We start from the raw sequence: 24,939 nt of genomic DNA, 5'->3' as shown, positions 1-24,939 counted from the left end.
TCTATAAAAGCTCAATGCTGTTTCTGTTGAGTTTTATTTTTTGTTCTTTTTCAAGAACTTTCAACAATCGGGAGATGACAACACGTGAGCTATTTAACTCTCCTGCAATCTCTTGGTGTGTTTTGTTAATGATTTTTGAATTTTCAATTTTACTTCGTTCTGTAAGATAGTTGTACAAGCGTTCATTCATATTCATAAACGCAATGTTATCTATGGCGGAAAGCAGCTCTTCAAAACGATTGTTGTAACTTTCAAAAACAAACGCTCGCCAACTTCTGTATTTCCCCGACCATTCTTCCATTTTTTGAACGGGAATCATAGCCACAATCCCGTCTGTTTCGGCAATGGCTCTGATTTCACTTTTTTTGTTTCCTGTGCTACAACCCAAAGTCATAGCACAAGTGTTGCCTTTTTCAACAAAGTAGAGCAATAACTCACCGATATCAAAATCTCTTCGCATAACTTTGATGGTTCCGCATAAGATTAAAGGTACCGCCTTGATGTACATCCCGATATCCATTATAACATCGTCTTCCTTAAATTCCACAAAGTGAGCGACATCAACTATTTCAGAAATTAATTCCTTTTCAAAGGTATGATTATAAGCTTCTGTGACTAATTCTCTGTAAGTCATTTCGTTACTGTTTTAGTCAATAATTTATTCTGATTTTCTGAACTTATCAACAAGGAAAATTTATAAGATAAATACAGAAAAATCTGCTTGTGCAAATTTACGATATTATCTTGAAAATGTAACAATTAATGAGGTAATTTATCTTTTAAAACTCCGTACAGATACGTTCCAATCAAGGCACCCACGATAGCAATCAAAATTGACCAAACACCAGCTCCTAACAATACGAACATTGGTCCCGGACAAGCTCCGACTAACGCCCAACCTAACCCGAAGAAAGTTCCACCAATTAAATAACGAGCAATTTTTCTTTCTTTAGGCTGAATAACAATAGGTTTGCCGTCAAAATCTTTTTCGTTTGTTCGTTTTATGTATTGAATTCCCAATACTCCAACAGCTAAAGCTCCTCCGATAAATCCGTACATATGAAATGATTGAAAGTGAAACATTTCATAAATTCTGAACCAAGAAGCAGTTTCAGTTTTGTACATCACGATGCCAAAAACAATTCCTAAAAGTATGTAAACCAGATTTTTCATTTTATCCAAATATTAAAGGTAACAACAAATGAGACATTATAAGCCCTCCGATAAAGAAGCCTATTACAGCAATTAAAGAACCAAGTTGCAGGTCGCTAAGTCCTGAAATAGCGTGCCCTGATGTACAACCTCCGGCATAACGCGTTCCAAAACCAATAAGTAAACCGCCAATAAGCAGAATCAATATATTTTTTACGGACAAATCATTGAAAAGCTCTGAAGGTGAGTACATTGTGCCTGCACTTTCAAAACCAAGTTGCTTGAGTTCTACGATAGTTTCTTCGGAAATTGCAGGAACTTGATTATCAGAAAGGAAGTGAAAAGCGATTGTTCCTCCTAAAATTGAACCTACAAGAAATAATAAATTCCATCGTTGAGATTTCCAATCGAAATTGAAGAAACTACACGATTTGCCTGCTCCCATTGCCGAGCAAAGCGTTCTGAAATTAGAAGAAAATCCGAAACTTTTTCCCAGTAAAATGAGTAAAATCATTAGTAAGCCAACTAAAGGTCCGCCCACGTACCACGGCCAAGGCTGCGTAATCCATTCCATAAAAGAGTATTTTGTATTTTAATCGGCGGCAAAAGTAATATATCATAAACAATGATTCTGTAACAAAAGTTACATAGAGTAGGACGGGTGGAATGAAATGCTTAATTGTTGAATATTTTTCTATTTTTGCGAAAAAAATCTGCAATGAGGAAAATATTTTTTTTACTGCTATTAACTTTTGTTTTCAAAACAAATGCTCAGCAATCAGGCAATACGATGTCTCTTTTGTTTATGGGAGATGTGATGGGGCACAGTCCGCAAATTGACGGAGCATATAATTCTGAAACAAAAACCTATGATTATCAGCCTGTTTTTGAAAAAGTGAAGCATTTATTTGAGAAAGTTGATTTTGCGATTGCTAATTTGGAGGTAACTCTGGCAGGAAAACCTTACAAAGGATATCCGCAATTTTCATCGCCCGACGCCTTGGCAGTTGCTTGCAAAGAAAGCGGAATTGATGCATTTGTTACAGCAAATAACCATTCTTGCGACAGAGGTAAAGATGGAATAATCAGAACTTTAGATGTTTTGGATTCACTTGAAATAGCTCACACGGGAACTTTCCGAAATCAAGAAGATTTTGATGAAAATAATCTTCTAATTTTGTCAAAAAATGGGATAACTATCGGGATTTTGAATTATACGTATGGCACAAATGGCTTGCCTATTCCTGAACCTACTATAGTGAATTTGATTGATTTAGAGAAGATTAAATTAGATTTACAAAAGGCAAAAGAGAAGAACCTTGATAAGCTAATCGTGGTAATTCATTGGGGAGTGGAATATCAGCAAAAACAGAATAAAAAGCAGGAAGAAATTGCGGATTTTTTGTTTTCTAACGGGGTTGATATAATCATTGGAGGGCATCCGCACGTTTTACAACCGATGTATTACACCCCGATGACAGGTTTGCATAACGAACGTTTGGTGGTATATTCTTTAGGAAATTTTGTTTCAAATCAGCGAAAAAGTCCTTGTGATGGTGGTGCAATGCTGGAAATAACATTGTTCAAGGACGGGCAAGCAACTCAAATTATTGACCACGGTTATCATTTGGTTTGGGTGAATAAAACCCAGAAAATCAACAGTAAACATCATCTTTTTGAGATACTTCCGTGTAAGGAATATGAATCTGAAAACTTCAAAGATTTAGATGAAAAAGCAATCGAATCAATGAATATTTTTATTGAAAATTCACGAAACTTATTTAAAAACAATATTTTAGTCAGAGAAAAATAGAATTTATCAGAATATAAATAAATATATTAATTTGAATAGAGATACCATATTTGGTATCTCTATTTTATTATATTATTTATCAGGTTCTGAATAAGTTACAATATCTATACCGATGCCGTTTGGGTCTTTGATAGCAAAATGACGGTCGCCCCAAGGTTCGTTTCGTAATTCAATTTCAATGGGAATGTTTTTGAATTTCAGCTCTTTGTAAACCTCATCTACATTTTCAACTTCAATAGTCAGATAAACGCCTTGATTTTGAAAAGGTTGCTGAAAAATAGGCTGTTGGCTCGGATGGTTGGGAAGCAAAAAACTGATTTCTGCCTCTCGGTTGGGAGTGTGAAGCAAAAGATAAAAATCGTTTTCGAAAGTTACGCCAAAGTTTAAAACTTCAGTATAAAAGGCTTTGGTCTCTGCTAATTTTTCGGTGATAATTCCTGCGTTAAGTTTCATTTTTTCTGAATTTTAAATTTTTGCAAAATTATGGCGAGAAGTGAAACTAAAATAGGAAAAAAGGGACGAAAGTTATGGTTTGGAAATTTTTTCTTCTCTTACAAACCACATTTGACAAGCCTTTCCCGAAGCGAAAGTTACTGGGCGTACGAACCTTATGCCGTGTTTTTCGGGTTTTATATCGTTAATCCAACCTAAATCAATACGACAAACAAACCATCAAAGAAGAGTTATATTTTGCATTAAAAATCTTTTAAAAATTCTACCTAATACCTATATTTTTCATTTAGTTGTAGATACTTTGTAGATATTTTACTTTAAACTTGTTTAAACTTTTCGAATAAATGTTAGTATAATCCCTAGATACAACATAGCCATCCAAGTTGTATTTAGGGTTTCATATCTTATAATCAATCCTTTAAAACCATCAAGCCACGCAAAACTTCTCTCTATTTTAAACCGATTTTTATATAATTCTTCGTCAAAATAAATATTTTCATTTTGTCCATTTCTGGGATTTTGTTTGATATTAGGTATTATTTCTTTTTCCTGTAAAAAACTTTTTAAGTCTCGGCTATCAAAACCTGCATCTGCATTGACAAACAAGCCTTTATGCTCTATTTTCGCTTCCTCCAAAAGATTCAAAATCTCTTTTAAAACAAAGTCTATATTATTCAAATCGTGATGATTACCGGATTTTGGACTACCCATTGCTAAAATTTGCCCCAAATTATCACACAGAAAGATAGAATTCGTGGTCTTTGACTTTTTTCTTAACTGATAACCAACAGATTGTCCTCCCATTCGACATCGAGTATGACTACCATCAAGTTGGACGCTTGATAAATCTAATTTTCTCCGATTCTCAAGCAACAAATTAAGCCAAATTCGCTTAAAACTACCATCTTTACTCCATTTATTGAAATAATAATAGACTGTTTGATAGCTTATTTTTTGGTCTTTAAAATACACTTCTACCGGAAGTTCCCTCCACTGGCAACCTGTTTTTAATCGTTTGACTATCAGAAGAAAAATTAATGATAAATCAAATTTTGTTTTAAATCCTCTTTTTCCAATACTCAAATGGGAAATAATCCATTTTTTTATTATATCTTTGCTCAAAGTTCCTTGATTTTCATTTTGTTATGCAAAACAAAAATGCTAAAAATTCTTGGAACTTTTAATTTTCCTCTTAAAAAGTTTAGACAGGTTTTTTGTAAAGAATAGAATTTATCATCTATCTTTGCGTTAGATAAAAAGAAATAAATAAAAAATGAAGATTGGAAGGCTTTTTCAAAACCAAGAATTCGTATTTTCTGATTTTAACGGACAGAAGATAGAGCAATTAGTAGCTGTATATGATGATTCGCATTGCAAAAATGTTGTAATGGTCTATCTTAAAGTAAAAAATCACTCGTGGCATCAATTCTTTTTAGATATTGGCATCGGTTTTTGGGAAAATTGGGGAGAAAATGAAATAGAAATAGACGATAACTTTACTTATATTGATAAAACTAACGATTTTGGAATTAAAAATAACATTATTGATAAGATTTGGTGTGAAATTGACACAAATGACAATAGTCAGATTAACATCAAACTTACTGATGGTAAACAAATTACTCTAAAAACAGTGTGTAATGCACATTCGGAAAGTGAAGATAAATTAGAAATCAAATAGAATATGTCAATAATTAACAAAATTTGGAAAACAGAAGAAAAGAAATTGCCTTGTACCAATTGTATTGTTTTTGGCAATGACAATGTTATTATCCTCGATTTTGTAACATACTATGAATCAAACACAAAAAAAAGCTCCGCCGAAATTTCCCCTCTGTGTGACACCACAATAAGCAGCATCTTAAAGTACAATCCGTGTGAAAATTGGGTTTGGGTGGATATATGGAATGAGTTAATCGCTGATGGCAAGCAAAAATTTGTTTGCGGAGAAGGTTCGTACGGTAATGAAGGTTTTGTTGCTTGTGAAGATTTGGAAGGAAATTTGATTTGGGGAATGTTTTTTGACCAAACTAACCCGATTGCAGAGCTGAAAATCATTGATAATATACTAATTGGCATCACAGAACATCGTGAATCACAGATAGAAATTAATCTGAAAGACATCACGGATATTAAATTCATAATTTATGACAGAGACTAATATTTTCAAATTTCGTAATTGGATTTACACTAAAAAGATTCCAAACTTGGAAATGGAAATCAGATGCATTCACTTTGAAGAAGGAGAAACACGAACCAAATCAATTGTAGTTGATATAACCAACAAGAAATACGTTGGTCGTTTTACAATGTGGGAAGATAATAGTTGTGTTATGGAACTTATTGATATAGAATCAGAAAACAATATTTTATTTGATAGATTTGAATTTTCCGAATTCGATGATTTTAAAGCCAAATACAATGAATTACTATCGTTCTTTACATAAATTTTAATGATTAACTTAAAATCGAATTGTATTTAGTAAAACCTTATGATGAAAGAAGCCTATTTTCTTTCGTTCTTTATGATTTTTCGATGTATTTTTTATATCTTTGAGGCATTGGATTTTTAAATTTTCGAAATTATATGATAAAAAAATTATTTCTTTCGGTATTTTTCTTAATGTTTTTGAATTTATATTCACAAAATGAGCCTACTAACGACAGATTAGATTGGTTCAAAAATGCCAAATTAGGGATTTTCATTCACTGGGGATATTATGGCGTAAACGGAATCACAGAATCGTGGTCAATGTACCATAAACGTATTTTCCACGCCGATTATCTGAAGCAAGGAGAACAATTTACGGCGTCAAACTACAATCCTGAACAGTGGTTGGATTTATTTGAGAAGATAGGAGCTAAATATGTGGTTCTCACAACAAAGCATCACGATGGTGTAGCCTTGTGGGATACGAAATACAGTTCTTTAAGCACCGTAAAACACGCAGCTGCAAAAAAAGATTTGCTCTCCCCTTTTGTCAATGCTGTTCGTAAAAGAAATATGAAATTAGGACTTTACTACTCGCTTTGTGATTGGTCACATCCTGATTATTCGCCTGTTACTTTTGAACGCGTTAAAAACACTAAAAAATTCTATCCGCAAAAAGGACAACAGAAATTAACCGCTTGGGAACGTTTTGTAAAATTCAATTTTAATCAATTGGGAGAACTAAATGCTTATCGTCCTGATTTATATTGGTTTGATGGCGATTGGGAACACAAAGCCGAAGAATGGAAATCTGCCGAAATTAGACAATTTTTACTTGATTGGAATCCGAATGTAATTGTAAATTCACGACTTAATGAATATGGTGATTACAAAACTCCGGAACAAGGAGTTCCTATTGTTCGTCCTGAAGGTGCTTGGGAATTTTGTATGACGATGAACGATAATTGGGGCTACTTCCCTTCTGACAAAAATTACAAACCTGTGGCTCAAATCATTCGTACTTTCGTTGAAGTTATCAGTAATGGAGGAAATCTTTTGCTTAATATAGGTCCGAAACCTGATGGAACAATCGCAGAAGAACAAATCGAACGTTTGAAAGCACTTGGCAAATGGATTGAAAAACACAAAACAGCTGTTTACAACACTGAAGCTGGGCTTCCGTATGGGCATTTTTACGGACCTACAATGTTAAGTAAAGACCATAAAAAACTTTACTTATGTTTGTTCGACTCTCCGAAGAATTATATTCAACTGAAAGGCATTCAAACAAAAGTAAAGTCTGTTAAAGTATTGGATTCTGGTGAAAATCTCGCTTTTGAACGTAACGGAGGTGCAGCTTGGAACAATATTCCAGGTATTCTACGCATTTCTGTTCCTTCAGAAAAATCACTTGACCCTTACGTGACCATTTTGGAAATAGAATTGGAAGACAAACTCGTACTTTATCGAGGTCACGGAAATGCTGTGGAACTGAATATGTAGTTAGCTATTTTTTAACCTTTTAATCGTTTCTATCGGATTTTCTGAGTTAAAAACAAAACTTCCTGCCACCAAAGCATCGGCACCGGCGTCAATAAGTTGTTTGGCATTTTTATCACTCACACCTCCGTCAACCTCAATTAGAGCTTTAGAATTTGTTTTTGTAATGAGCTCTTTGGTTTGACGGATTTTTTTATACGTATTTTCAATGAATGATTGTCCTCCGAAACCCGGATTTACACTCATAAGAAGAACTAAATCAATATCTTGAATAATATCTTCCAAAACCCAAACAGGAGTATGCGGATTAAGAGCCACACCGGCTTTCATTCCCTCATTTTTGATAGCCTGGATAGTTCTGTGTAAATGTGTACAAGCCTCATAATGAACGGTTAGTATTTCGCTCCCTAATTTTTTAAAAGTAGAAATATAACGGTCAGGGTCAACAATCATTAAATGTACGTCCAAAGGTTTTCGTGCGTGTTTGTTAATGGCATCAAGCACAGGCATTCCGTAAGAAATATTCGGGACAAAAACGCCATCCATTATATCAATGTGAAACCAATCGGCTTGGCTTTGGTTAACCATTTCCACATCACGTTGCAAATTTCCGAAATCTGCTGCTAACATTGAAGGTGCTAATATCATTTCTGTTTATTTTTGATTTAAGATTAAGTTTACATTTTTAAAGAAAAAACACAAACTTTCAATCTCTTAAAATTCAGATTAAAAGCTTGTGTTTATTTATCATTTACACTATTTATCAGTTGATTACAAGTAAGTTTTCAAAATTTTACTTCGGGAAGTATGTTTCAATCGGCGGATTGCTTTTTCCTTGATTTGACGCACACGCTCGCGAGTAAGTTCAAAGGTCTCCCCAATTTCTTCAAGCGTCATCGCGTGTTGGTCTCCCAATCCGAAATACAAACGAATTACATCCGCTTCACGAGGTGTAAGTGTTTCCAAAGCTCGCTCTATTTCAGTACGTAAAGAGTCCAATATCAGCTCTTTATCAGGATTTGGTGACTCACTACTACGCAAAACGTCATACAAGTTCGAATCCTCACCCTCCACCAAAGGAGCATCCATTGAAATATGACGACCCGCATTCTTCATTGATTCTTTTACGTCATTTACCGACATATCCAACTCCTTGGCAATTTCTTCCGCCGAAGGAACTCGCTCGTGTGCTTGTTCCAAATAAGCATACATTTTGTTGATTTTGTTGATAGAACCAATTTTGTTCAGTGGCAAACGAACGATTCGGGACTGCTCTGCCAATGCCTGCAAAATAGATTGACGAATCCACCAAACGGCATACGAAATGAATTTAAATCCTCGTGTTTCATCAAAACGCTGAGCAGCTTTTATAAGCCCAAGATTTCCTTCATTGATTAAGTCAGGAAGTGTAAGACCTTGATTTTGATACTGTTTTGCTACCGACACCACGAAACGTAAATTTGCTTTCGTTAGTTTTTCCAAAGCGATATTGTCCCCAGCCTTAATACGTTGTGCCAACTCTACCTCTTCATCAGCTGTAATTAAATCCACCTTCCCTATTTCTTGAAGATATTTATCAAGAGAAGCAGTTTCACGATTGGTTACCTGTTTGGTAATTTTTAGTTGTCTCATTTAAAAATTATCCTTATTTTTGTGGTTTCTAAAAAGTACTTTTGTAATGATTACAACCCATTTTACGTTATTTGGGAAAGAAAAGTTACAAAAAGAATTAATTTTAACATTACTTTAACTAATGAAGTATTCATTCATTATCCCCGTATATAACCGCCCCGAAGAAATTGACGAACTTTTAAGTAGTATATCAAAACAAACATATGAATCTGATTTTGAAGTAGTTGTTATTGAAGATGGTTCTTCCATTTCTTCAGAGAAAATTTGCGAAAAGTATGAAAGTAAACTGAATATCAACTACATTTTTAAAGAAAATACAGGACCCGGAGCATCGAGGAATTATGGAATGCAGCGAGCAAAAAATGATTATTTCATAATTTTGGATTCAGATTGCTTATTACCAGAACATTACCTTGAATCTATTGATGATTTTCTTCAAAAAAATTATGTGGATTGCTTTGGAGGTCCTGACACCGCCGATGATAATTTCACGGACATACAAAAAGCAATAAACTATGTAATGACCTCATTATTAACTACCGGAGGTATTCGAGGAAATAACAAGAGCGTACAGAAATTTGAGCCACGCAGTTTCAATATGGGACTTTCCCGAAAAGCCTTTGAAGCTACAGGAGGATTCGGAAAAATACACCCTGGGGAAGACCCTGATTTGGTAATTCGCTTATGGCAGAAAGGATTTAAAACGGCATTCATTGAAGATGCTTTCGTTTATCACAAACGCAGAATTTCGTGGGCAAAATTCAAAAAACAAGTTAGTAAATTCGGGCAAACGCGTGCCATTCTAAATCACTGGTATCCACACACTAAGAAAGTAACTTATTGGCTACCTCTGTGCTTTTCATTGGGGCTGATTTTCTCTGTTTTGTTTGCCTTTTTAGGGCGTCCACAGGGAGTTTTTGTTTATGGCTCCTACTTCATTTTTTTAATGTTAGACAGTGCCAGAACAAATAAAAGTATAAAAATCGGCTTTTTATCTGTTTGGGCTATTTTGGTACAGTTTTTTAGCTATGGTTTTGGCTTTTTGTTTGCAACCGTAAAACTTTGTTTTTCTTCCAAAAAACCCGAAACGTTGTTTCCGCATCTGTTCTTCAAATAAAATATGGTGACAAAAGAAAAGATTCTGTAAGTCAATTTAATAACAAAAAAGATAAAAAGATTTTTTTATCTTTTAATGGAATTTCATATCTTTGCACCAGAATTTAAAATGCTAAGTATGAATTTAGAAAATAACACTATCGGAGAGATTGTAGCTCAGGATTTTAGAGCTGCGGCAATATTCAAAAAGTACGGAATTGATTTTTGTTGCAAAGGAGGGCGAACTATCGCAGAAGCTTGTGAGAAAAAAGAAATCAATCAAAATCAGCTAATAAATGAGTTAAAAGCCATTCCGCAAGGAGGAAATGAAAATCTGAACGTAAGTGATTGGCCTCTTGACCTTTTAGCTAACTATATCGTGCGAATGCATCATAGTTATGTACGAGAAAAAATTCCGTATTTACTGCAATTTTTAGATAAACTTTGCAAAGTTCACGGAGACAGACATCCTGAATTACTTGAAATCAATCATCTTTTTACGGAAAGTGCTTTTGATTTGCAAAGTCATCTGGAAAAAGAAGAACAAATTCTGTTTCCTTTCATTGAAGAATTGGTAAAAGCCTCACAAAATGGTGGGAAAACGCCTGTACCTCACTTCGGAACGGTTGCCAACCCCATCAAAATGATGGAGCACGAACATAGTGCAGAAGGTGACCGATTTGAAAAAATCGCAACACTGACAGATGGCTACACCCCACCTGCCGACGCTTGCAACACGTACAGAGTTACCTTTGCGATGCTTCAAGAATTTGAAGATAATTTGCATCGACATATTCATCTGGAAAACAACATTTTATTCCCAAAAGCTGTTGCATTAGAAAAACAATTGCAATAGAAAAAACGTTGGAAATTTCAAAAAAACCGAAATTTCCAACGTTTATTTACAATTTTAATGGGGTTAAATACGCGAAGATTTTCAAGCAATTTCAAAATAAAATATCTTAAAATCAATTAAAATAAATATATTTTGAATTTTCGTCAGTTCGAGTAAATTTTATCGTAATGAAGTGAAGATAAAATTTGTATCGAGGACTTTTCTCCTCGATACAATTTGTTCCACTTCGTTACACAAATCACTCGGAGAGACGAGAGAATCTCAGTTTATTTGTCAGTAAAGATTAAGGATAATTTTTGGCTTTTAGCCTAAATTTTAAATGAATTAACCAATTTTTTTTCTTATTTTTGTCACCGTTGAAAAGAAGATTTTACATAGGTGTTTTATTTATAGCTTTTTCCGTGCTTTATAGTAGTTTACGGACAGGAGCGTATTTCACCTATTATCTCTTGGATAATGAGGGATTTACGGAAATTTTCTGTCAGAATCAGGACAAACCCGAAATGCATTGCGACGGAAAATGTAAGCTTGCCGATGTAGCTTCTGAAAATGAGAAAAATAACGACTTTAATTTTGAGAAATTCGCCACAGACTTCAACTGGATTTCTCACGAAAATTTTTCGTATTCCATTTTTGTAAAACAACAACAAAACGCACAACACAAATTTCACTACAAAAATCCTCATTGGGAAAAAATCCATTTCGCTATTTTTCATCCACCTATTTTTGTGTAACTTTCTTCATTTTTGATTGATTTTTGTCATCAATATACTGATTTTGTCAGGTTGAACGAAATCGAAGCCCCGACATTGCAAAACTCAATCTTTCAATATTTTGGAGATAAAAAGATATCTTCAAAGGAATTTTGTATCCAAAAAACAACAAAAATTATTAATTTAATATCAATTTAAGATGAAAATAGCAACATATATCACCATTTTATTTACTTTTTTGATTGTTTCTTGCTCAAAAGACGACAAAAACATCGAAAAACCAACCGAAGAAACAAAAAACATCAGTCCTTCTGCACCTTCCGATGCTCCTACTTCTTCGGATAAGCTCAAAGAAGTGGCAAATTTCACCGAAAATAATCACGCAATTTCCGTAAAAACCATCAACGGAGCTTTGTACACCGGATATAATGACGTTTACATCACCATTACAGATGTAAAAACGGGCAAAGCATTATCCCCTGAAAAAATCAATTTCTTGCCGATGATGCGTATGTACGACAATGGCGATTCGAAAAAAATCAAGCATTCTCATTCGTGTCCGCATACCGAAAATTTAACACAAGTACACAATAATCATTACCGAGGATATGCTGTTTTTCAGATGAATACGGGCGAACTTGGGCATTGGGATTTGAATTTGAATTACACCATTTCAGGCAAAGAATTTCAGGTTAAGGAACAACGCATCGAAATTCAGAAACAACCCAAAGAAAGTCATCTGAAATTTACAAGATTTAAAGGAAAAGACGGAAAAATGTATATTCTGGCACTTATTAGCCCAATGCAGCACCGTAACGGACGTAATGACAATGTTATAGCCGGTTTATTCAAAGCCGAATCAATGGTTTCTTTCCCGCAGGCAAAAGGTTTTTCACTTTTGTTAGACCCTCGTATGCCAGGTGCTGATATGCAAAATCATTCTACGCCTTTTGACGACTTCAAAGCACAACCCGACGGCTTCCACAAAGCCAATATTAACTATTCAATGAGTGGTTACTGGGAATTGAATTTCCAAGTAAAAAACACTGAGGGTGAAGTCATTGCAGGAACGGAAATCCCCAAAACTCCGAAAACCAAAGAAGATTTTGATGCCGTTAGTGAGGTACATTTACGAATAGATATTCCAGAAGGAAAATAATTTTTTAGTATGAAAAGTATGGTAAGGTCTCTTTTTGCTTGAAAAATCTTCAAAATAAAAATTGATTTTACCATATTTTTTAAAAAATGTATTAAGTTAATCATTTATTTTCATATATGTACTTTTGTCTTAAAACAAAAGTACCAAAAATTCAAGGCTGTGGATACTCCGCTAAAAATCAAATCATTTTACTGAAAATCTCCAAACTCGCTGACGCTCAAACAATGGATATTTTCTACGCTCCATTCATTGATTTTATTAACGCTCCGTTTCCAATGCCAGTAAAATCACAACAAAAATACTCAAAATCAACACTTAATTACAAAATAAAATATGTATTTAAGTAATGACCTCTAAAAATGTGTTACAACGAATGAAAAAATTTCTTTTCGGCATAACTGTTTTGTTATCAGGGATTTTGTTTGCCCAAAAAACACAAGAAAAAGACAGTGTGATTCATCTTTCGGAAGTGATTATCAAAGCTTTGAAGGAAAATCTTCCAGATCAGAAAATAAGTCATTCTGTGGAAGATTATCTGCAATCTTCGCAAAATGTAAACTTAATCCGCAGGGGGGCGTACGCTTTTGAGCCTGTGCTGAATAATATGTTTAGCGAGCGTTCGGTGGTTACCATCGATGGAATGCGAATTTTTGGGGCGTGTACGGACAAAATGGACCCTGTAACTTCCTATGTGGAAATGCATAACTTATCCGACATCAGTATTAGTTCGGGACAAGAGGGCAGTCATTACGGCACCACCATTGGCGGAAATATCGACCTGAAACCTCAAAAAGTGCATTTTTCGGCAAAACCTCAGTGGAAAAACACATTGCAAACCAGCTTAAAAAGCAATAATTTGGAACGTTTTGCGATGGGAAACACACTTTTTTCTTCCGGAAATTTCGGGGCAAATATTTCATTTTCACATCGAAAAGCAGATAATTATCGCGACGGAAATCGGAAGCTTATAAAATATTCGCAGTACGAAAAAAGCAATGTTGCGGCAAACGTAGGTTTTAAAATTGGCAAACGTGATGCTATTCGTGGGAATGTGATTTACGATTCGGCTAAAAACATTGGTTATCCGGCACTTCCGATGGACGTTTCAAAAGCCAAAGCCCTGATTTCGATGCTTACACATACACATTATTTTGAAAATCAAAACTTTAAAATTTGGGAAACAAAATTGTATTACAATGATATTTATCACGAAATGGACGATTCATTTCGGGAGGAAGGCGATAAACTTCCGGTGAAAATGGATATGCCCGGAAAAAGCGAAACCTTTGGCGGGATTTCAAAAATTCGTTGGAAGAAAAATCGTTTTTCGCAAGATATTCGCTTGAATACTTTTCATAATCTTTCCACTGCCGAAATGACGATGTACTACCGAACCGGCGGCACGATGTTTACTTACACTTGGCCTAAGGTATCGACCAAAAATGCTAATATTTCTGTGGAAAACCAATGGAAAATATCTGAAAATCAAAAAATAACTTTTAATGGGAATTTGAGTTGGCAAAACAATTACGTAAAAAGCGATGTGGGTTACAATCTAAATCAAGTATTTCATCGGTTTGAGCGAAGTAAAAATCGGGTTTTACCCAGTTTGTATGGTTCGTACTTGTGGCAGGGTCAAAACTGGGAGATTTCGGCGGGTGCGGGTTGGGGACAGCGAGCTCCCTCTGTTTCAGAAAGTTATGGTTTTTATTTGTTTAACAGCTCGGACGGATATGATTACATCGGGAATCCGAATTTGGATAATGAAACTTCGTGGGAAGGAAATTTTTCTGCTCAATATGCTAAAAATCAGTGGAAAGTTGCTTTTAAAAGTAGTTTTTTCCATATTCAGAATTACATTTTCGGACAACCTTTCGGCGAGCCTGCTTGGCAGATGACGCCCCTCGGAGCTGAAAAACGAGGTTTGAAAATGTATGAATCATTACCGCACGCCAATCAGCTTAATGTTTCAATGCAAACAGAATACAATTTCGGAAAATATTGGCTTTGGAAAAACACATTGGGTTATGCTTACGGAGCTGATTTTAAAGTAAATCCGCTTCCGTTTGTGCGTCCGCCTTATTATTTATCGTCTGTAGCCTTTCGCAAAAATCGTTTTTCTTCGGAAGTCACTGTTGAAGGCGATTTGAAGCAAACCCGATTCAGTACGGCTTACGGCGAGGACGCCACTCCCGCATATACGCTAACAAATCTTTCAGTTTCATACGTATTGCCTTTTGGTTCGCATCAGATTGATTTTCAGTTGGAAGTAGAAAATTTACTCGACACTTATTACACCACCTATGCCGACTGGAAAAACTTTCCCCGAATGGGACGAAATATCATTTTGGGAGTGAAGTATCAGTTTTAAGTTTTTATAGAATATTTTTCTTTAAAATACATATTTTTTAGTTTTTGACAAGTGTTTAAATAATGGTGATTATCGTTAATCGAAGCAGGTTAAGATATTTTTAAAGGAACGAGTAATTTCGTTCCTTTTTATTTCTTTAATCTTCTTTCCAATTAAATTTTATTCTTTTCATTTGTAGTTTATTACAAAAAAGTTACATTTGTGGTTCATAACTTTAAATCTAAACAATGGCAAAACGAATCAAACCCATCAAATGTCCGCAGTGTGGCAGCACACAAGCGACCGAAACCAAAACCGATTATTACCGCTGTAAGAGCTGTAAATCAGAGTTTTTTATTGATAATGACGATATTAACATCAATCATCGGCATACTTATGATACGCCTCAGCTTTCCGCAAAACATCTAAAAGCACTCAAATTTTTAGGGCTTGCGATGGCGGTGTTTGTTGTGATGATGGTGGTAATTTCGTTGCTGCCGTCCAAATCAACCTACACCCCCACCACGGCTGCGGTTCAAGAAAACAAGCCCTATTGGAATATTCAAGAAATTATACCCACAGCCGATAAAGACGGCGAACCCATTGCCATAGTGGTGGGCTCTATTGTTTCTGGAAATCATCCTAACCAAACTTACAAACCCACTTTTGGCTTTTTTCACGCCCAAACGTTTGAAGAAATCGCTGCGGTACCAATTAATGTAGAAGGTTTTTACCCTATTATTAAATGGAAAAAAATGGACGAAGGCAAAACCTATATCGTCATCAATAAAAATCGCCTGTTTTTATTAGACGAGAACACATTGAGCATCAGTGAAGTAACACCGCAAACCATCGGACTGCCTGAATTTGAAAAAGGCTTTGCCGAAATAGACACAAACAGTGCCTATGAAAATTCACTTGAAATAACCAATAATTTAGGCAAAGAGTATTATTATTTTCCCAAGCTTAATCAGGCGATTTTATATGGAAATCGTAAAGAAATGGATCAGCTGATTGCCCAAAATCCGATTGCTCCACAAGGAGTAACTCGATTTGTTTTTTCAAGAAAAGATAAAGATAAACTACCTGAGCTTTTTAAAGTAAAAAGACAAGGACAAGCGGGGTATCCATATAAGAGGTATTTTTTTCGCTGGTTCAAAGGTGAGTTATATATAGACAAAGAGTCTCAAGTTTTATCTTATGAGAATTTTACCCCTGAACGATTTTATTTTAAGCCCGAAGTGTTGCATTATGATGACAATGAGGTGCTTATCCATTTCAAACACGAATGGGCAGAAAGCAGTCCCTACTTTTTTCAAGTGCTTGATGCCCAAACAGGCGAGATAAAACTTAGCTTACAAAGTCATAAAGATATGCACTATCTAAGCGATGACTTTGTTGCTAAAATAAAAGACGGTTATTTAATAAGCAACTATGATTCTTTTATTCTCAATACCAAAGAAGGTAAATTAGAGAAACTTGAACTTAGAGAAAAATTAACGGAGCGGTAAGATGCATATAATCAAATGATTAACCATTACAAAGTAATAAATTGAATGATGAAAATAGAAAAATCGGACAAACATACCGCCTACGATGATATAAAATTATTGCTCAATCAAGCGAGGAATAATGTTGTGGTTCAGGTAAATAGCATTTTACTGAAAACCTATTGGCAAATCGGCAAAATCATCGTTACAGACGAACAAAACAATGCCGACCGAGCCGAATACGGCACAAACCTTCTGAAAAACTTGTCCAAACAACTCACAAAAGAGTTTGGCAAGGTTTTTTCAAGGTCTAACCTGCAAAATATGAGGAACTTATATCTGTTGTACCCAAAATGCCAGACACTGTTTGGCAAATTGAAAGGGTCTCATTATGGCGAACTTTTTTCATTACAGACGACCACAAAAAGGGACGGAAGCCAAATATAGACGCCAAAAAATCAATTTTTAAAATAGTATTATGTATATAGATTTAGAGGATAATCTAACCAAAAAATATTATAAAGAAATTGTAGAAAAAGCGATATTGATAGCCAAAGAGACGTGTGACTGCTCTCTGAATAATCCTATAAATATTTCTTTTTATAATCAACTGCTGGATATTAAAAATTCTGTTATTGACAACAGTGAAATTTACACCAAAGAAGAAGCCTATAAAAAGTATCCGATGGCGGTAATTGTAACTAAAAATTTTATTGGAGAAGAAGGAGAAACTGATTATGCGAAAATGTTAAAAGATATTGTATGGGGTATTTCATTGTATCCCAATATGTCAGAATAATAATATTATAGATTGTATTTTCCTAAATACCAAAAAGTTTATAACTTTGACATCGCCGACAACATCGGTTCAAAAATAAAGTAGCTATAAAAATGGAAAAATTCAAAGTGAAAGAATTAGAAAATAAGTTTGAAAACTTTATTTTCAACATAGATGATTATTTGGAATGTATTCAGAATAAAGCAAAATCGCAAGGTTTAGACTTTGATTTGAGTATCAAAAGTGTAGATTTGATAGAAAAATATATCGTAAATAACGATATTACTATTGAAAACGATGATTACAACGATTTATCGGCATATTTAGGAGAAGTGGTCAGAAAAAATTTTAAAAATGCACAATGGAAATGCAATTTGGACAAAGTAAATAACTCGCTTTATTATGGTTTTCCTGTGATAGAAGGACACTCAACGGAAGGGATATTGTTGTCTCCTTTTCATCTGATAAAAGCATTTATTTTACGCAAAAAAGAAAGACTATTATTGGGAGCTATTGAAAACCAAATAAATCCTGAATTGATAGATTGGTCTGATTTACCAACCGAAAAACAAATTGACCCAATATGTAAAAAAAGAAATATTATGAGCTACACACAAGATAATTTCCAAGATTGGATTTTTTATATTGATGATAAAATGGATGATTTTACCCAAAATTTTGCCCAACAACATCATCTTACATTGGATTATAGTATCCAATCTTTGGATGATTTAGAACAATGGATATTTACCAACTTTGAGAATAATACGCTGTTGATAGAAAATGCAAAACTATTAGATTTATTAACGATATATATCGGAGAAACATTTAGAAAACATATCGGCGGAAAATGGGTTATGAATACCGAAAATAAAAAAAACGCTTACTATATGTTGCCTGTATTGTGGAGTGAAAACTTCAAGGGAGTTATTTATAAATCTCCTAGAACTTATGCTACCGCTTGTATTTCCAGAAAAAAAGGAAATTATATCAGCACGATTTTAAAAAATAATATGGCAGATATGGGAATTGAAGTTGGGGAGTGATTTTTTAATGAGTAAATATTTTTTAGAACAATGAAACCAAGTCAATATCAAATTAATTTATTTAAAAAATTGTCCCCAATACTTGGGACACAGCCAAAAGTAGAGCTTTATGGTGACGAAACAGGGAATTTTTCTATAAGGATACTCTCTTGTCCTGACCCTGTCGATGAAAAAGTACTTTTTTATAGTACATTAGGGTTATCTGAATTAGCTTCTGAAAATAATCATACAGAAATATTAGCAGCTTCTTATGTTCAGTTTAAAGATTTTTCTAATGTATTAAGCTCTATTGCTTTTTTTATTTTGAAAGATAAATGGAAATCAGTAGAAGGAGCTGTTTTCCAAACTTTAATAGAAATGTATTATCCAAATATAGAAATGAAGCATATTTACTTTACTTCCCCTTTCTTGTGGGAAGATAAATTGGAGGAATTTTCTATAAATGAAGTTAATATTAATTTTTTATTAGCAATTCCCATTTCTAATAATGAGTTAGAGTATTTAACTCAATATGGAAAAGATGCTTTGGAAGATTTATTTGAGCAAAAGAATATTGATATTTTTGATATTAAAAGAAAATCGGTATTGTAATTAATCGAAAACACAAAAAAATCCTAAAAATCAGTTTTTTCTTGGGCGGATTTGTTGTATATTATAGCATATTGTCAATTTTTAAACAAAAAGGACTGGAAAATGAAAATAAAAAATCTTAAAAATACCGATACAAGAGCGGTCTTATTTATTGAGGCTACTAATGAGCGACCGCTTCCCGATGGCAACAAGGGCATATTGGGGAGCAATGGTATTTTAAACCAAGTGATAAACGCTCATCGTCCTTTTGCTCCGAAAAATGGAGGCGTTGGTGATTTAGGTTTTATCATTATCACCCCTAATAAAGAGTATTTTTATGCTTTTGATTACTCGAAAGACTTACAAGGGTGGACATATCAAATAATGCGTGGAGCAGAAATTTTGGATATAAAAATTGGACAAATAAGAGAAAAGCAATTTCAGATTTTAAATGGCAGTGTTTATTTATTGTCGGATTGTGAATTTGAAGATTATAATTTTTACACACAAGATGATTTTGGAAATCAGGTTGTTAATAAAAACAGAAGAGCTTTAAATAAAGTAAATGTGCTTTCTGAAAAGATTTTATAAAATAAAAACATAAATAAAGATGACTATCAAAAAAATCTACGCCTGTTGGGTATATGTCAGCGATTTGGAAGTTTCTAAAAGATTCTTTCAAGAATTGGGCTTTGTGCTGAAATTTCAGCAGGAAGATTGGGTAGAATTTGATTTAGGGGCGACTTCTTTTGCCATTCTTAAACGTCCTGCCGAAAAAGGAAAGGTTAAACCACAAAAAACGCGAATTATGTTTGAAGTGGACGACATAGAATCCCTTTACGAGGAGCTAAAAAGTAAAAATGTCCGCTTTATTGGCACTATCCGATATGAAAATTACGGAAAACTGCTCACCTTTGAAGACCCCGATGGCAATTGGTTGGAGTTTTTTGAGAATAAAAAATAATAATGTTGTTCATTTTTATTATTTCTCTTGGATAAAAGCAAAAAAAATCCTAAAAATCAGTTTTTTATTAGGTGGATTTGTTGTATATTATAGCATATTTTAAATTTTTAAATAAAAAGGACTGGAAAATGAAACTAATTTTATATCTTTGAAAATATAAGTTTTACACACTAAATGTAAGCAACCACAAAAAATAACTTAACGATAAAATCAAAAAACGATGAGCATACGTAACATTTTTAGTAATCAACTTTCTGCCGTTATCGAGTGGAAAAACCCTGACCCACAGCTACTTTGGTGGAAATATCCGTCAAAACGCGATGAAATTATCAACGCTTCCAAACTCATTGTTGCCCCTTCGCAGGGCTGTGCCTTGGTGTATGAAGGGTCGTTGGTGGAAATCATTGAAGATGAGGGGATTTACAATCTCAAAACCGACAATCATCCGTTTATTACCACGCTTGTCAATCTGCGTCAGAATTTTGACAGTGAGCATAAACTCAAAATTTATTTTTTCCGTAAGGCACAGATTCTGAGTCAGCGGTGGGGAACGCCCAACCCCATTAAATTCATCGACAGCACCTATAAAATTCCTGTGGAATTGGGGCTAAACGGTAATTTTTCGTATAAAATCGCCAATCCGAAGTATTTTTATACCGAAATTATTGGCGAAACGGACGAATTTCTGTCCGAAACAATGAGCGAAACCATCGCTGAACGCATTCCACAGCTTATCGCCCAAATCATTCACGAAAAGAAATATTCCTACATTGAAATAGACGGAAAAATTCACGACATCGCCCGTGATATATCCTTGAAAATCAATGATGAATATCAAAAATTAGGACTGGAGCTTACCGATTTTCGCATCGTAGGAACGCAATTTGATGAGGCTACCCAAGAGCGTATCGGTCGCGTTGCCGACGTGGCTGCCGATGTACAAGCCGCCAAAGAAGCAGGACTGGATTATGTGGAGCTTGAAAAACTTCGTGCCTTACGCGATGCGGCTCGTAATGAGGGCGGACTGGCTGGGGCTGGACTGCAATTCGGGGTGGGGATGGAAATCGGCAAAAAGTTCAACGAACAAACCGACACCATTCTTGCCACAGGCAATGCCGATGCTAGCGAAAAACTTCGCAAACTCAAAATCCTACTTGATGAAAACATCATCACGGCAGAAGATTTTGAACTTAAAAAACAAGAAATTTTAAGGAAGATGTAGGTTAATTTTTTGTCAGGCTGAGCAAAGTCGAAGCCCCATTACAAGGCTTCGACTTCGCTCAGCCTGACAGACAGCTTTGATTTTCAAACAAAATATTTAAAAAACCAGAAAGATGAAATACATTATAGGAACCATAGTTGTACTGATTGTCTTGTCAGTTGGGGCTTATTTTTTAGCCGATTTATGGGAATACGACACCCTAATCACGCCCGAACAACTTAAAAAAAGTGCCATTACCGTGATGATAGTGGGCGTAGTCTCGGTTTTGCTGTTGATTTTCGTGCCGTTTTTTTTCAAAGACCACGCCAAAGGCTATGACAAAAACCACAACGGAATCGCACAACCTAAGAAAAAGCAGTAGAAAGAGAGTTTTTATTTCTTTAAAAGAACATAATTATGTTATTAAAGCGACTTTAAACCAATTAAAAACAATTCAATGGAGCGACATCAAGTTTTGAGGTGTTGCTCCATTTTTTGATTTTTAGAAGTTTGTGCCGACAGCTGATTTTTCTTCCCGTACGAACCACATCTGACAAACCTTTCCCGAAGCGAAAGTTACAGGGCGAACGAATCTTATGCCGTGTTTTTCAGGTTTTATACCGTTAATCCAACCTAAATCAATCCGACAAATAATCGGTTGGAGGTCGGTTCGCTTTAAGTGTTGTAAAGTTTGATGAAAAAGACATTTTTTGATGTGTAAAACATAACCAAATTCATCATCAATGGGGCGTTCAAAGTTAAAACTGCTTCCGAAGTAGGTTTGTTCTCTCATTTTTGACGACTGCACCAAAGATGCAAACGGATTTTCGGCACTGTCGAGCATTTTTTCCGTTCCTTCAACCACGAAATCGTAAGTGGGAGCGTTGATGCTTTCTTCCACCCATCGCAGGGTAGTTTTTTGGCAAATCCCAACTTCCAAAAAAGCTTCGTACAGCGAAACAACTAAAACCGCAAAGGACACATTTCCTTTATCTAAATCATTGTTTATAAATGATTTTACCTGATTGTAATTGTCTGAAAATTGCTTTTCAAAAGTAGTTGTAAACTTCTCAAAATCTGATTTTCCGAGCCATTTTTTTGCGTTGATATGCTCCAAAGCTCCGTGTTTTATCCACTCAAAAACTTCCAAAGGCGAAAAATCATACCCCTGATAATAGGTGCTTTTATTTTCCATAAATTCATTTTAAAATTATGGAGCAAAAGTAAAAGGCTATGAAAACAAAAAAGTTGCGAAAAGGCAATTAATTGCTGAGATAATCAGTGTTTTCAGTAAAATTTATACAATATATTTCTCAAATGGTTTAGCATACTTCTTAATCATATATTCTGAACGCCTGTAAACTTGATTTACAAAGTGTTTAAGGTATTTTTTAGTCCATTCTTCAATTGTTCCTTCAAAATTTTGATCTAAATTACACACATAAAACTGAATTTGCATAGCTGCTGCCCAATTAATGTACAGGTTTTCAGGAATAGACTTGAATAAATTAACAAAGTAAGCGTCCTTGCATACCAATTTTTCTCTTTCTAAAAGCCAATCTACCTCAAAATAATTGATTGATAATTTATCAAACTCTTTATTATCAATCATTATAGCACAAAGTTGTGCTAATTTGAAAGCTGAAATAATATTGGGAGGTTGAGCAGTTTTTGATAGATTTCTTGTTTTTATATCAATTATTTCATAAAAATCGTCTTTTACGACAAGTATGTCAGCTGTATCGTCTTGCTTTTCATCAAAAGGATTTTCTAATGACCACTTTTTTGTAGCTTCTTTCCCTCTACTTAATAAAAATAAAATACTCGGTGAATTAAATAATGCCATTCTTGCCTCAACTCCAATAGTTTCCGCATTCTTACTGTACAAGTCGTTCAAATATTCATATTGCCTAAAAGTATTATTAGGCAATTGTTTCTTAATTTCGTTATAAACATGTTTATCAAAAGGCTCTCCTGCTGAATGCCCTGATAATGTACCTGAAAGAGGTTTCGGCACAGATGTTCCTTTGATATTTTTTATTAATTCTAAATAATTAACTTTCATTACTTTACACATAATAGATTACTAAATGATTCATTGATCAAATTAAGTAATAGCTCATTTGGTCTTTTTAGGTAGTTTCTAATACTTTCCGAAATAAAATTATGTATTTCAACCTCTTTTCCATTTGACCAATCAATTGTTCTAAAGGGAATACTTGATATTGGTTTTTCAGAAAACTCCACAATATTACCTTTAACTATTCCATTAGCTTTTAGCCAATCGAAAACAATTGGGGTATTTAAGTATGCTAAAATATATTCGATACTTTCGCTTGTATTGGGTTTTCTAAAAATAGCAGTTACATCTTGTGTAGGAAAAACATCTTTATCTACCAAAGCAAACCGAAAATAATTTTTATTAGAAATTCGTTCTTTGCAAGGAACAAAAATTCGTTTTTCTTGTTTTTTAAAGAGACTGATGTTTCGCAAAAACACCCATTCCCAATAATTTATTTTTCTATTGTATTGGTATCTTTTTTCTAATTGGGATTTATACTTTTGAAAATGAAGATAGAAGTTAGGATATTTTTTTATAAATTCTGATTCTTCCAATCCCTCCTCTATGTATATATATTTTGTAATGTTATTTGCAATATAAGGATTTATATTTTTAGCTTTTATTACATTGATTGTAGCTTGATTCTCTTCTTTTGTTAAAAGACAACCATTAATCTGAAAGGCTTTATCTAAACCACTAACCAAACCATTACCAATATCACAAAAATCTCCAATGGTGTGAAATTCTCGCTTATTTTCATCAAACAAACTCAGAAGTGTACTTTGATTCTTTTTGAAGCAATTATTTTCCAAAACCTCTAATTTTCTTTTGAGTTTTTCAGGTTGTAAAATCCATCTTTCGTTTAATTTAAACTGGTCAATATCAAAATGGTATGTGTCTTTAAAAGTTTTTTTATTCTTTAAATTTTCTAATATTTCGTTATTTAATTTCTTATTAGAATGATATTTTGAGATTTGTATTTTTTCTTTTCTAACACAATTTTTTACATACTTGAATATTACAGTAGACACTGTGACTTTGTCAAAAATTGGAGTTTCATTAAAATGATAGATTTCTTCAAAATAACCATTTTGAACCATATAATTTCGTAATGAAACTGAATGAGTAGTATTCATCCAATATTCGGGACAAATAAAAATTAGTTGCCCTTTTTCACTCAATAACTCTATGGATTTAAGAATAAAAATATAAAGATAATCACAAAGTGAATTAAAATACTTATTCCAAGTTTCATTTTTTAGAAGCTCTTGTTTTAATTCTTCTTCAAGGTTTTTCCAACGAATGTAAGGAGGGTTACCAATTATTAAATCAAATTTTTCATCTATTTTTGCAGAAATAAAACTTTCATATCTTACAAAATCAAAATCTTTTGACAGTTCTTTATCTATTTCAAATGCTGATAGATTATGATATCCTTTTTCTTTTAGTAAGTTTAGAAAAACACCTTCTCCACAAGATGGCTCTAAAATTTTTGACTCATTAGAAATATTCGCTAAACTAATCATAAAATTAGCTATTACTTCTGGTGTGAAGTATTGCCCAAATTTATTTTTTGTACTCTGTTTAGCGGGAATATTCATTTTTAGATCATTCAATGATTTTAGTGTCTTATAATATCAGGTAATTGTTTCTACTTGCAAAACTACAAAAAAA

At 34.0% G+C, this 24,939-nt stretch carries 31 protein-coding genes; 21 read left to right on the top strand and 10 right to left on the bottom strand.

The window, feature by feature from the left end; translation table 11 throughout:
* Position 1: 1 nt before the first annotated feature.
* The 3 genes from CGC58_RS10730 to CGC58_RS10720 all read right to left on the bottom strand — a co-directional run bounded on the left by CGC58_RS10730 (position 2) and on the right by CGC58_RS10720 (position 1,726).
* Complete coding sequence (locus CGC58_RS10730; protein ID WP_095896700.1) at positions 2–634, bottom strand: Crp/Fnr family transcriptional regulator; 633 nt, start codon at positions 632–634, stop codon at positions 2–4.
* 125 nt (positions 635–759) lie between these two features.
* A complete protein-coding gene (locus tag CGC58_RS10725) occupies positions 760–1,173 on the bottom strand; it encodes a DUF6691 family protein (protein ID WP_095896699.1) in 414 nt (137 codons plus the stop codon).
* Between the two features lies 1 nt (position 1,174).
* Complete coding sequence (locus CGC58_RS10720; RefSeq protein WP_095896698.1) at positions 1,175–1,726, bottom strand: YeeE/YedE family protein; 552 nt, start codon at positions 1,724–1,726, stop codon at positions 1,175–1,177.
* Positions 1,727–1,870: 144 nt separating this feature from the next.
* Here CGC58_RS10720 and CGC58_RS10715 point away from each other — a divergent pair, with 144 nt between their 5' ends.
* Complete coding sequence (locus CGC58_RS10715) at positions 1,871–2,965, top strand: CapA family protein (RefSeq protein ID WP_095896697.1); 1,095 nt, start codon at positions 1,871–1,873, stop codon at positions 2,963–2,965.
* A gap of 72 nt (positions 2,966–3,037) precedes the next feature.
* On the opposite strand, the gene CGC58_RS10710 is transcribed toward CGC58_RS10715, so the two are convergent.
* Entirely contained in the window at positions 3,038–3,418 is a 381-nt protein-coding gene (locus tag CGC58_RS10710; protein ID WP_095896696.1) for a VOC family protein, read from the bottom strand.
* Positions 3,419–3,448: 30 nt separating this feature from the next.
* Here CGC58_RS10710 and CGC58_RS12745 point away from each other — a divergent pair, with 30 nt between their 5' ends.
* The gene (locus tag CGC58_RS12745) at positions 3,449–3,616 is read left to right on the top strand and encodes a hypothetical protein (RefSeq protein ID WP_157909255.1); all 168 of its coding nucleotides are present in this window, start codon (positions 3,449–3,451) and stop codon (positions 3,614–3,616) included.
* Positions 3,617–3,745: 129 nt separating this feature from the next.
* Here the strand turns inward: CGC58_RS12745 and CGC58_RS10705 are convergent, their stop codons facing one another.
* Positions 3,746–4,540 carry an IS5 family transposase gene (locus tag CGC58_RS10705; RefSeq protein ID WP_095894635.1) on the bottom strand — a complete coding sequence of 265 codons (795 nt, stop codon included), beginning with the start codon at positions 4,538–4,540 and terminating at the stop codon, positions 3,746–3,748.
* A 151-nt stretch (positions 4,541–4,691) separates the two neighbouring features.
* Between CGC58_RS10705 and CGC58_RS10700 the strand changes: the two genes are divergently transcribed.
* The 4 genes from CGC58_RS10700 to CGC58_RS10685 all read left to right on the top strand — a co-directional run bounded on the left by CGC58_RS10700 (position 4,692) and on the right by CGC58_RS10685 (position 7,352).
* On the top strand, positions 4,692–5,099 hold the full coding sequence (locus tag CGC58_RS10700; RefSeq protein ID WP_095896695.1) for a hypothetical protein: 408 nt from the start codon (positions 4,692–4,694) through the stop codon (positions 5,097–5,099).
* 3 nt (positions 5,100–5,102) lie between these two features.
* Positions 5,103–5,579: a hypothetical protein gene (locus CGC58_RS10695; protein WP_095896694.1), complete on the top strand. Its 477-nt coding sequence runs from the start codon at positions 5,103–5,105 to the stop codon at positions 5,577–5,579.
* A complete protein-coding gene (locus CGC58_RS10690) occupies positions 5,566–5,865 on the top strand; it encodes an immunity protein TriTu family protein (RefSeq protein ID WP_095896693.1) in 300 nt (99 codons plus the stop codon). Before CGC58_RS10695 ends, CGC58_RS10690 begins: the two co-directional genes overlap by 14 nt.
* Positions 5,866–6,005: 140 nt before the next feature.
* Positions 6,006–7,352: an alpha-L-fucosidase gene (locus CGC58_RS10685; protein WP_095896692.1), complete on the top strand. Its 1,347-nt coding sequence runs from the start codon at positions 6,006–6,008 to the stop codon at positions 7,350–7,352.
* On the opposite strand, the gene rpe is transcribed toward CGC58_RS10685, so the two are convergent.
* Positions 7,353–7,997: a ribulose-phosphate 3-epimerase gene (gene rpe, locus CGC58_RS10680; protein WP_095896691.1), complete on the bottom strand. Its 645-nt coding sequence runs from the start codon at positions 7,995–7,997 to the stop codon at positions 7,353–7,355.
* Between the two features lie 123 nt (positions 7,998–8,120).
* Positions 8,121–8,981 carry a sigma-70 family RNA polymerase sigma factor gene (locus CGC58_RS10675; protein ID WP_018279989.1) on the bottom strand — a complete coding sequence of 287 codons (861 nt, stop codon included), beginning with the start codon at positions 8,979–8,981 and terminating at the stop codon, positions 8,121–8,123.
* A gap of 121 nt (positions 8,982–9,102) precedes the next feature.
* On the opposite strand from CGC58_RS10675, the gene CGC58_RS10670 reads away from it, so the two are divergent.
* The 15 genes from CGC58_RS10670 (at position 9,103) to CGC58_RS10600 (ending at position 21,585) form a co-directional block, all read left to right on the top strand.
* Positions 9,103–10,098: a glycosyltransferase gene (locus CGC58_RS10670; RefSeq protein WP_095896690.1), complete on the top strand. Its 996-nt coding sequence runs from the start codon at positions 9,103–9,105 to the stop codon at positions 10,096–10,098.
* A gap of 117 nt (positions 10,099–10,215) precedes the next feature.
* Positions 10,216–10,932 (top strand): iron-sulfur cluster repair di-iron protein, encoded by a 717-nt coding sequence (gene ric / locus CGC58_RS10665; RefSeq protein WP_095896689.1) that lies wholly within the window; start codon positions 10,216–10,218, stop codon positions 10,930–10,932.
* 356 nt (positions 10,933–11,288) lie between these two features.
* A complete protein-coding gene (locus tag CGC58_RS10660; RefSeq protein WP_095896688.1) occupies positions 11,289–11,666 on the top strand; it encodes a hypothetical protein in 378 nt (125 codons plus the stop codon).
* A 178-nt stretch (positions 11,667–11,844) separates the two neighbouring features.
* Entirely contained in the window at positions 11,845–12,804 is a 960-nt protein-coding gene (locus tag CGC58_RS10655; RefSeq protein ID WP_095896687.1) for a hypothetical protein, read from the top strand.
* Positions 12,805–12,920: 116 nt separating this feature from the next.
* Positions 12,921–13,151, top strand: a complete 231-nt coding sequence (locus CGC58_RS10650) for a hypothetical protein (RefSeq protein ID WP_095896686.1) — start codon at positions 12,921–12,923, stop codon at positions 13,149–13,151.
* A 26-nt stretch (positions 13,152–13,177) separates the two neighbouring features.
* Entirely contained in the window at positions 13,178–15,175 is a 1,998-nt protein-coding gene (locus tag CGC58_RS10645; protein ID WP_157909254.1) for a TonB-dependent receptor, read from the top strand.
* Positions 15,176–15,402: 227 nt separating this feature from the next.
* A complete protein-coding gene (locus CGC58_RS10640; RefSeq protein WP_095896684.1) occupies positions 15,403–16,665 on the top strand; it encodes a hypothetical protein in 1,263 nt (420 codons plus the stop codon).
* Positions 16,666–16,710: 45 nt separating this feature from the next.
* A complete protein-coding gene (locus CGC58_RS10635; protein WP_232748833.1) occupies positions 16,711–17,091 on the top strand; it encodes a DUF1016 N-terminal domain-containing protein in 381 nt (126 codons plus the stop codon).
* Between the two features lie 31 nt (positions 17,092–17,122).
* Positions 17,123–17,443, top strand: coding sequence for a hypothetical protein (locus CGC58_RS10630; protein ID WP_095896682.1), 321 nt, complete (start codon positions 17,123–17,125; stop codon positions 17,441–17,443).
* A 92-nt stretch (positions 17,444–17,535) separates the two neighbouring features.
* Entirely contained in the window at positions 17,536–18,468 is a 933-nt protein-coding gene (locus tag CGC58_RS12830) for a hypothetical protein (protein ID WP_198540729.1), read from the top strand.
* Between the two features lie 30 nt (positions 18,469–18,498).
* Complete coding sequence (locus tag CGC58_RS10620) at positions 18,499–19,059, top strand: suppressor of fused domain protein (protein ID WP_095896681.1); 561 nt, start codon at positions 18,499–18,501, stop codon at positions 19,057–19,059.
* A 102-nt stretch (positions 19,060–19,161) separates the two neighbouring features.
* Positions 19,162–19,629: a hypothetical protein gene (locus CGC58_RS10615; RefSeq protein WP_095896680.1), complete on the top strand. Its 468-nt coding sequence runs from the start codon at positions 19,162–19,164 to the stop codon at positions 19,627–19,629.
* A 19-nt stretch (positions 19,630–19,648) separates the two neighbouring features.
* On the top strand, positions 19,649–20,002 hold the full coding sequence (locus CGC58_RS10610) for a VOC family protein (RefSeq protein WP_095896679.1): 354 nt from the start codon (positions 19,649–19,651) through the stop codon (positions 20,000–20,002).
* 220 nt (positions 20,003–20,222) lie between these two features.
* Entirely contained in the window at positions 20,223–21,224 is a 1,002-nt protein-coding gene (locus tag CGC58_RS10605; RefSeq protein WP_095896678.1) for an SPFH domain-containing protein, read from the top strand.
* 112 nt (positions 21,225–21,336) lie between these two features.
* Positions 21,337–21,585, top strand: coding sequence for an outer membrane assembly protein (locus CGC58_RS10600; RefSeq protein ID WP_095896677.1), 249 nt, complete (start codon positions 21,337–21,339; stop codon positions 21,583–21,585).
* Positions 21,586–21,705: 120 nt separating this feature from the next.
* Here the strand turns inward: CGC58_RS10600 and CGC58_RS10595 are convergent, their stop codons facing one another.
* The 3 genes from CGC58_RS10595 to CGC58_RS10585 all read right to left on the bottom strand — a co-directional run bounded on the left by CGC58_RS10595 (position 21,706) and on the right by CGC58_RS10585 (position 24,866).
* Entirely contained in the window at positions 21,706–22,398 is a 693-nt protein-coding gene (locus tag CGC58_RS10595) for an L-2-amino-thiazoline-4-carboxylic acid hydrolase (protein ID WP_095896676.1), read from the bottom strand.
* 102 nt (positions 22,399–22,500) lie between these two features.
* Positions 22,501–23,268: a HincII family type II restriction endonuclease gene (locus CGC58_RS10590; protein WP_095897208.1), complete on the bottom strand. Its 768-nt coding sequence runs from the start codon at positions 23,266–23,268 to the stop codon at positions 22,501–22,503.
* The gene (locus CGC58_RS10585; protein ID WP_198540728.1) at positions 23,268–24,866 is read right to left on the bottom strand and encodes an Eco57I restriction-modification methylase domain-containing protein; all 1,599 of its coding nucleotides are present in this window, start codon (positions 24,864–24,866) and stop codon (positions 23,268–23,270) included. Before CGC58_RS10585 ends, CGC58_RS10590 begins: the two co-directional genes overlap by 1 nt.
* Positions 24,867–24,939: the final 73 nt, after the last annotated feature.

The sequence above is a fragment of the Capnocytophaga stomatis genome (assembly GCF_002302635.1).
In the GTDB taxonomy this organism is placed as follows: domain Bacteria; phylum Bacteroidota; class Bacteroidia; order Flavobacteriales; family Flavobacteriaceae; genus Capnocytophaga; species Capnocytophaga stomatis.
Note: the sequence above shows the minus strand (reverse complement) of the source record. Positions and strands in the feature narration are given on the sequence as shown.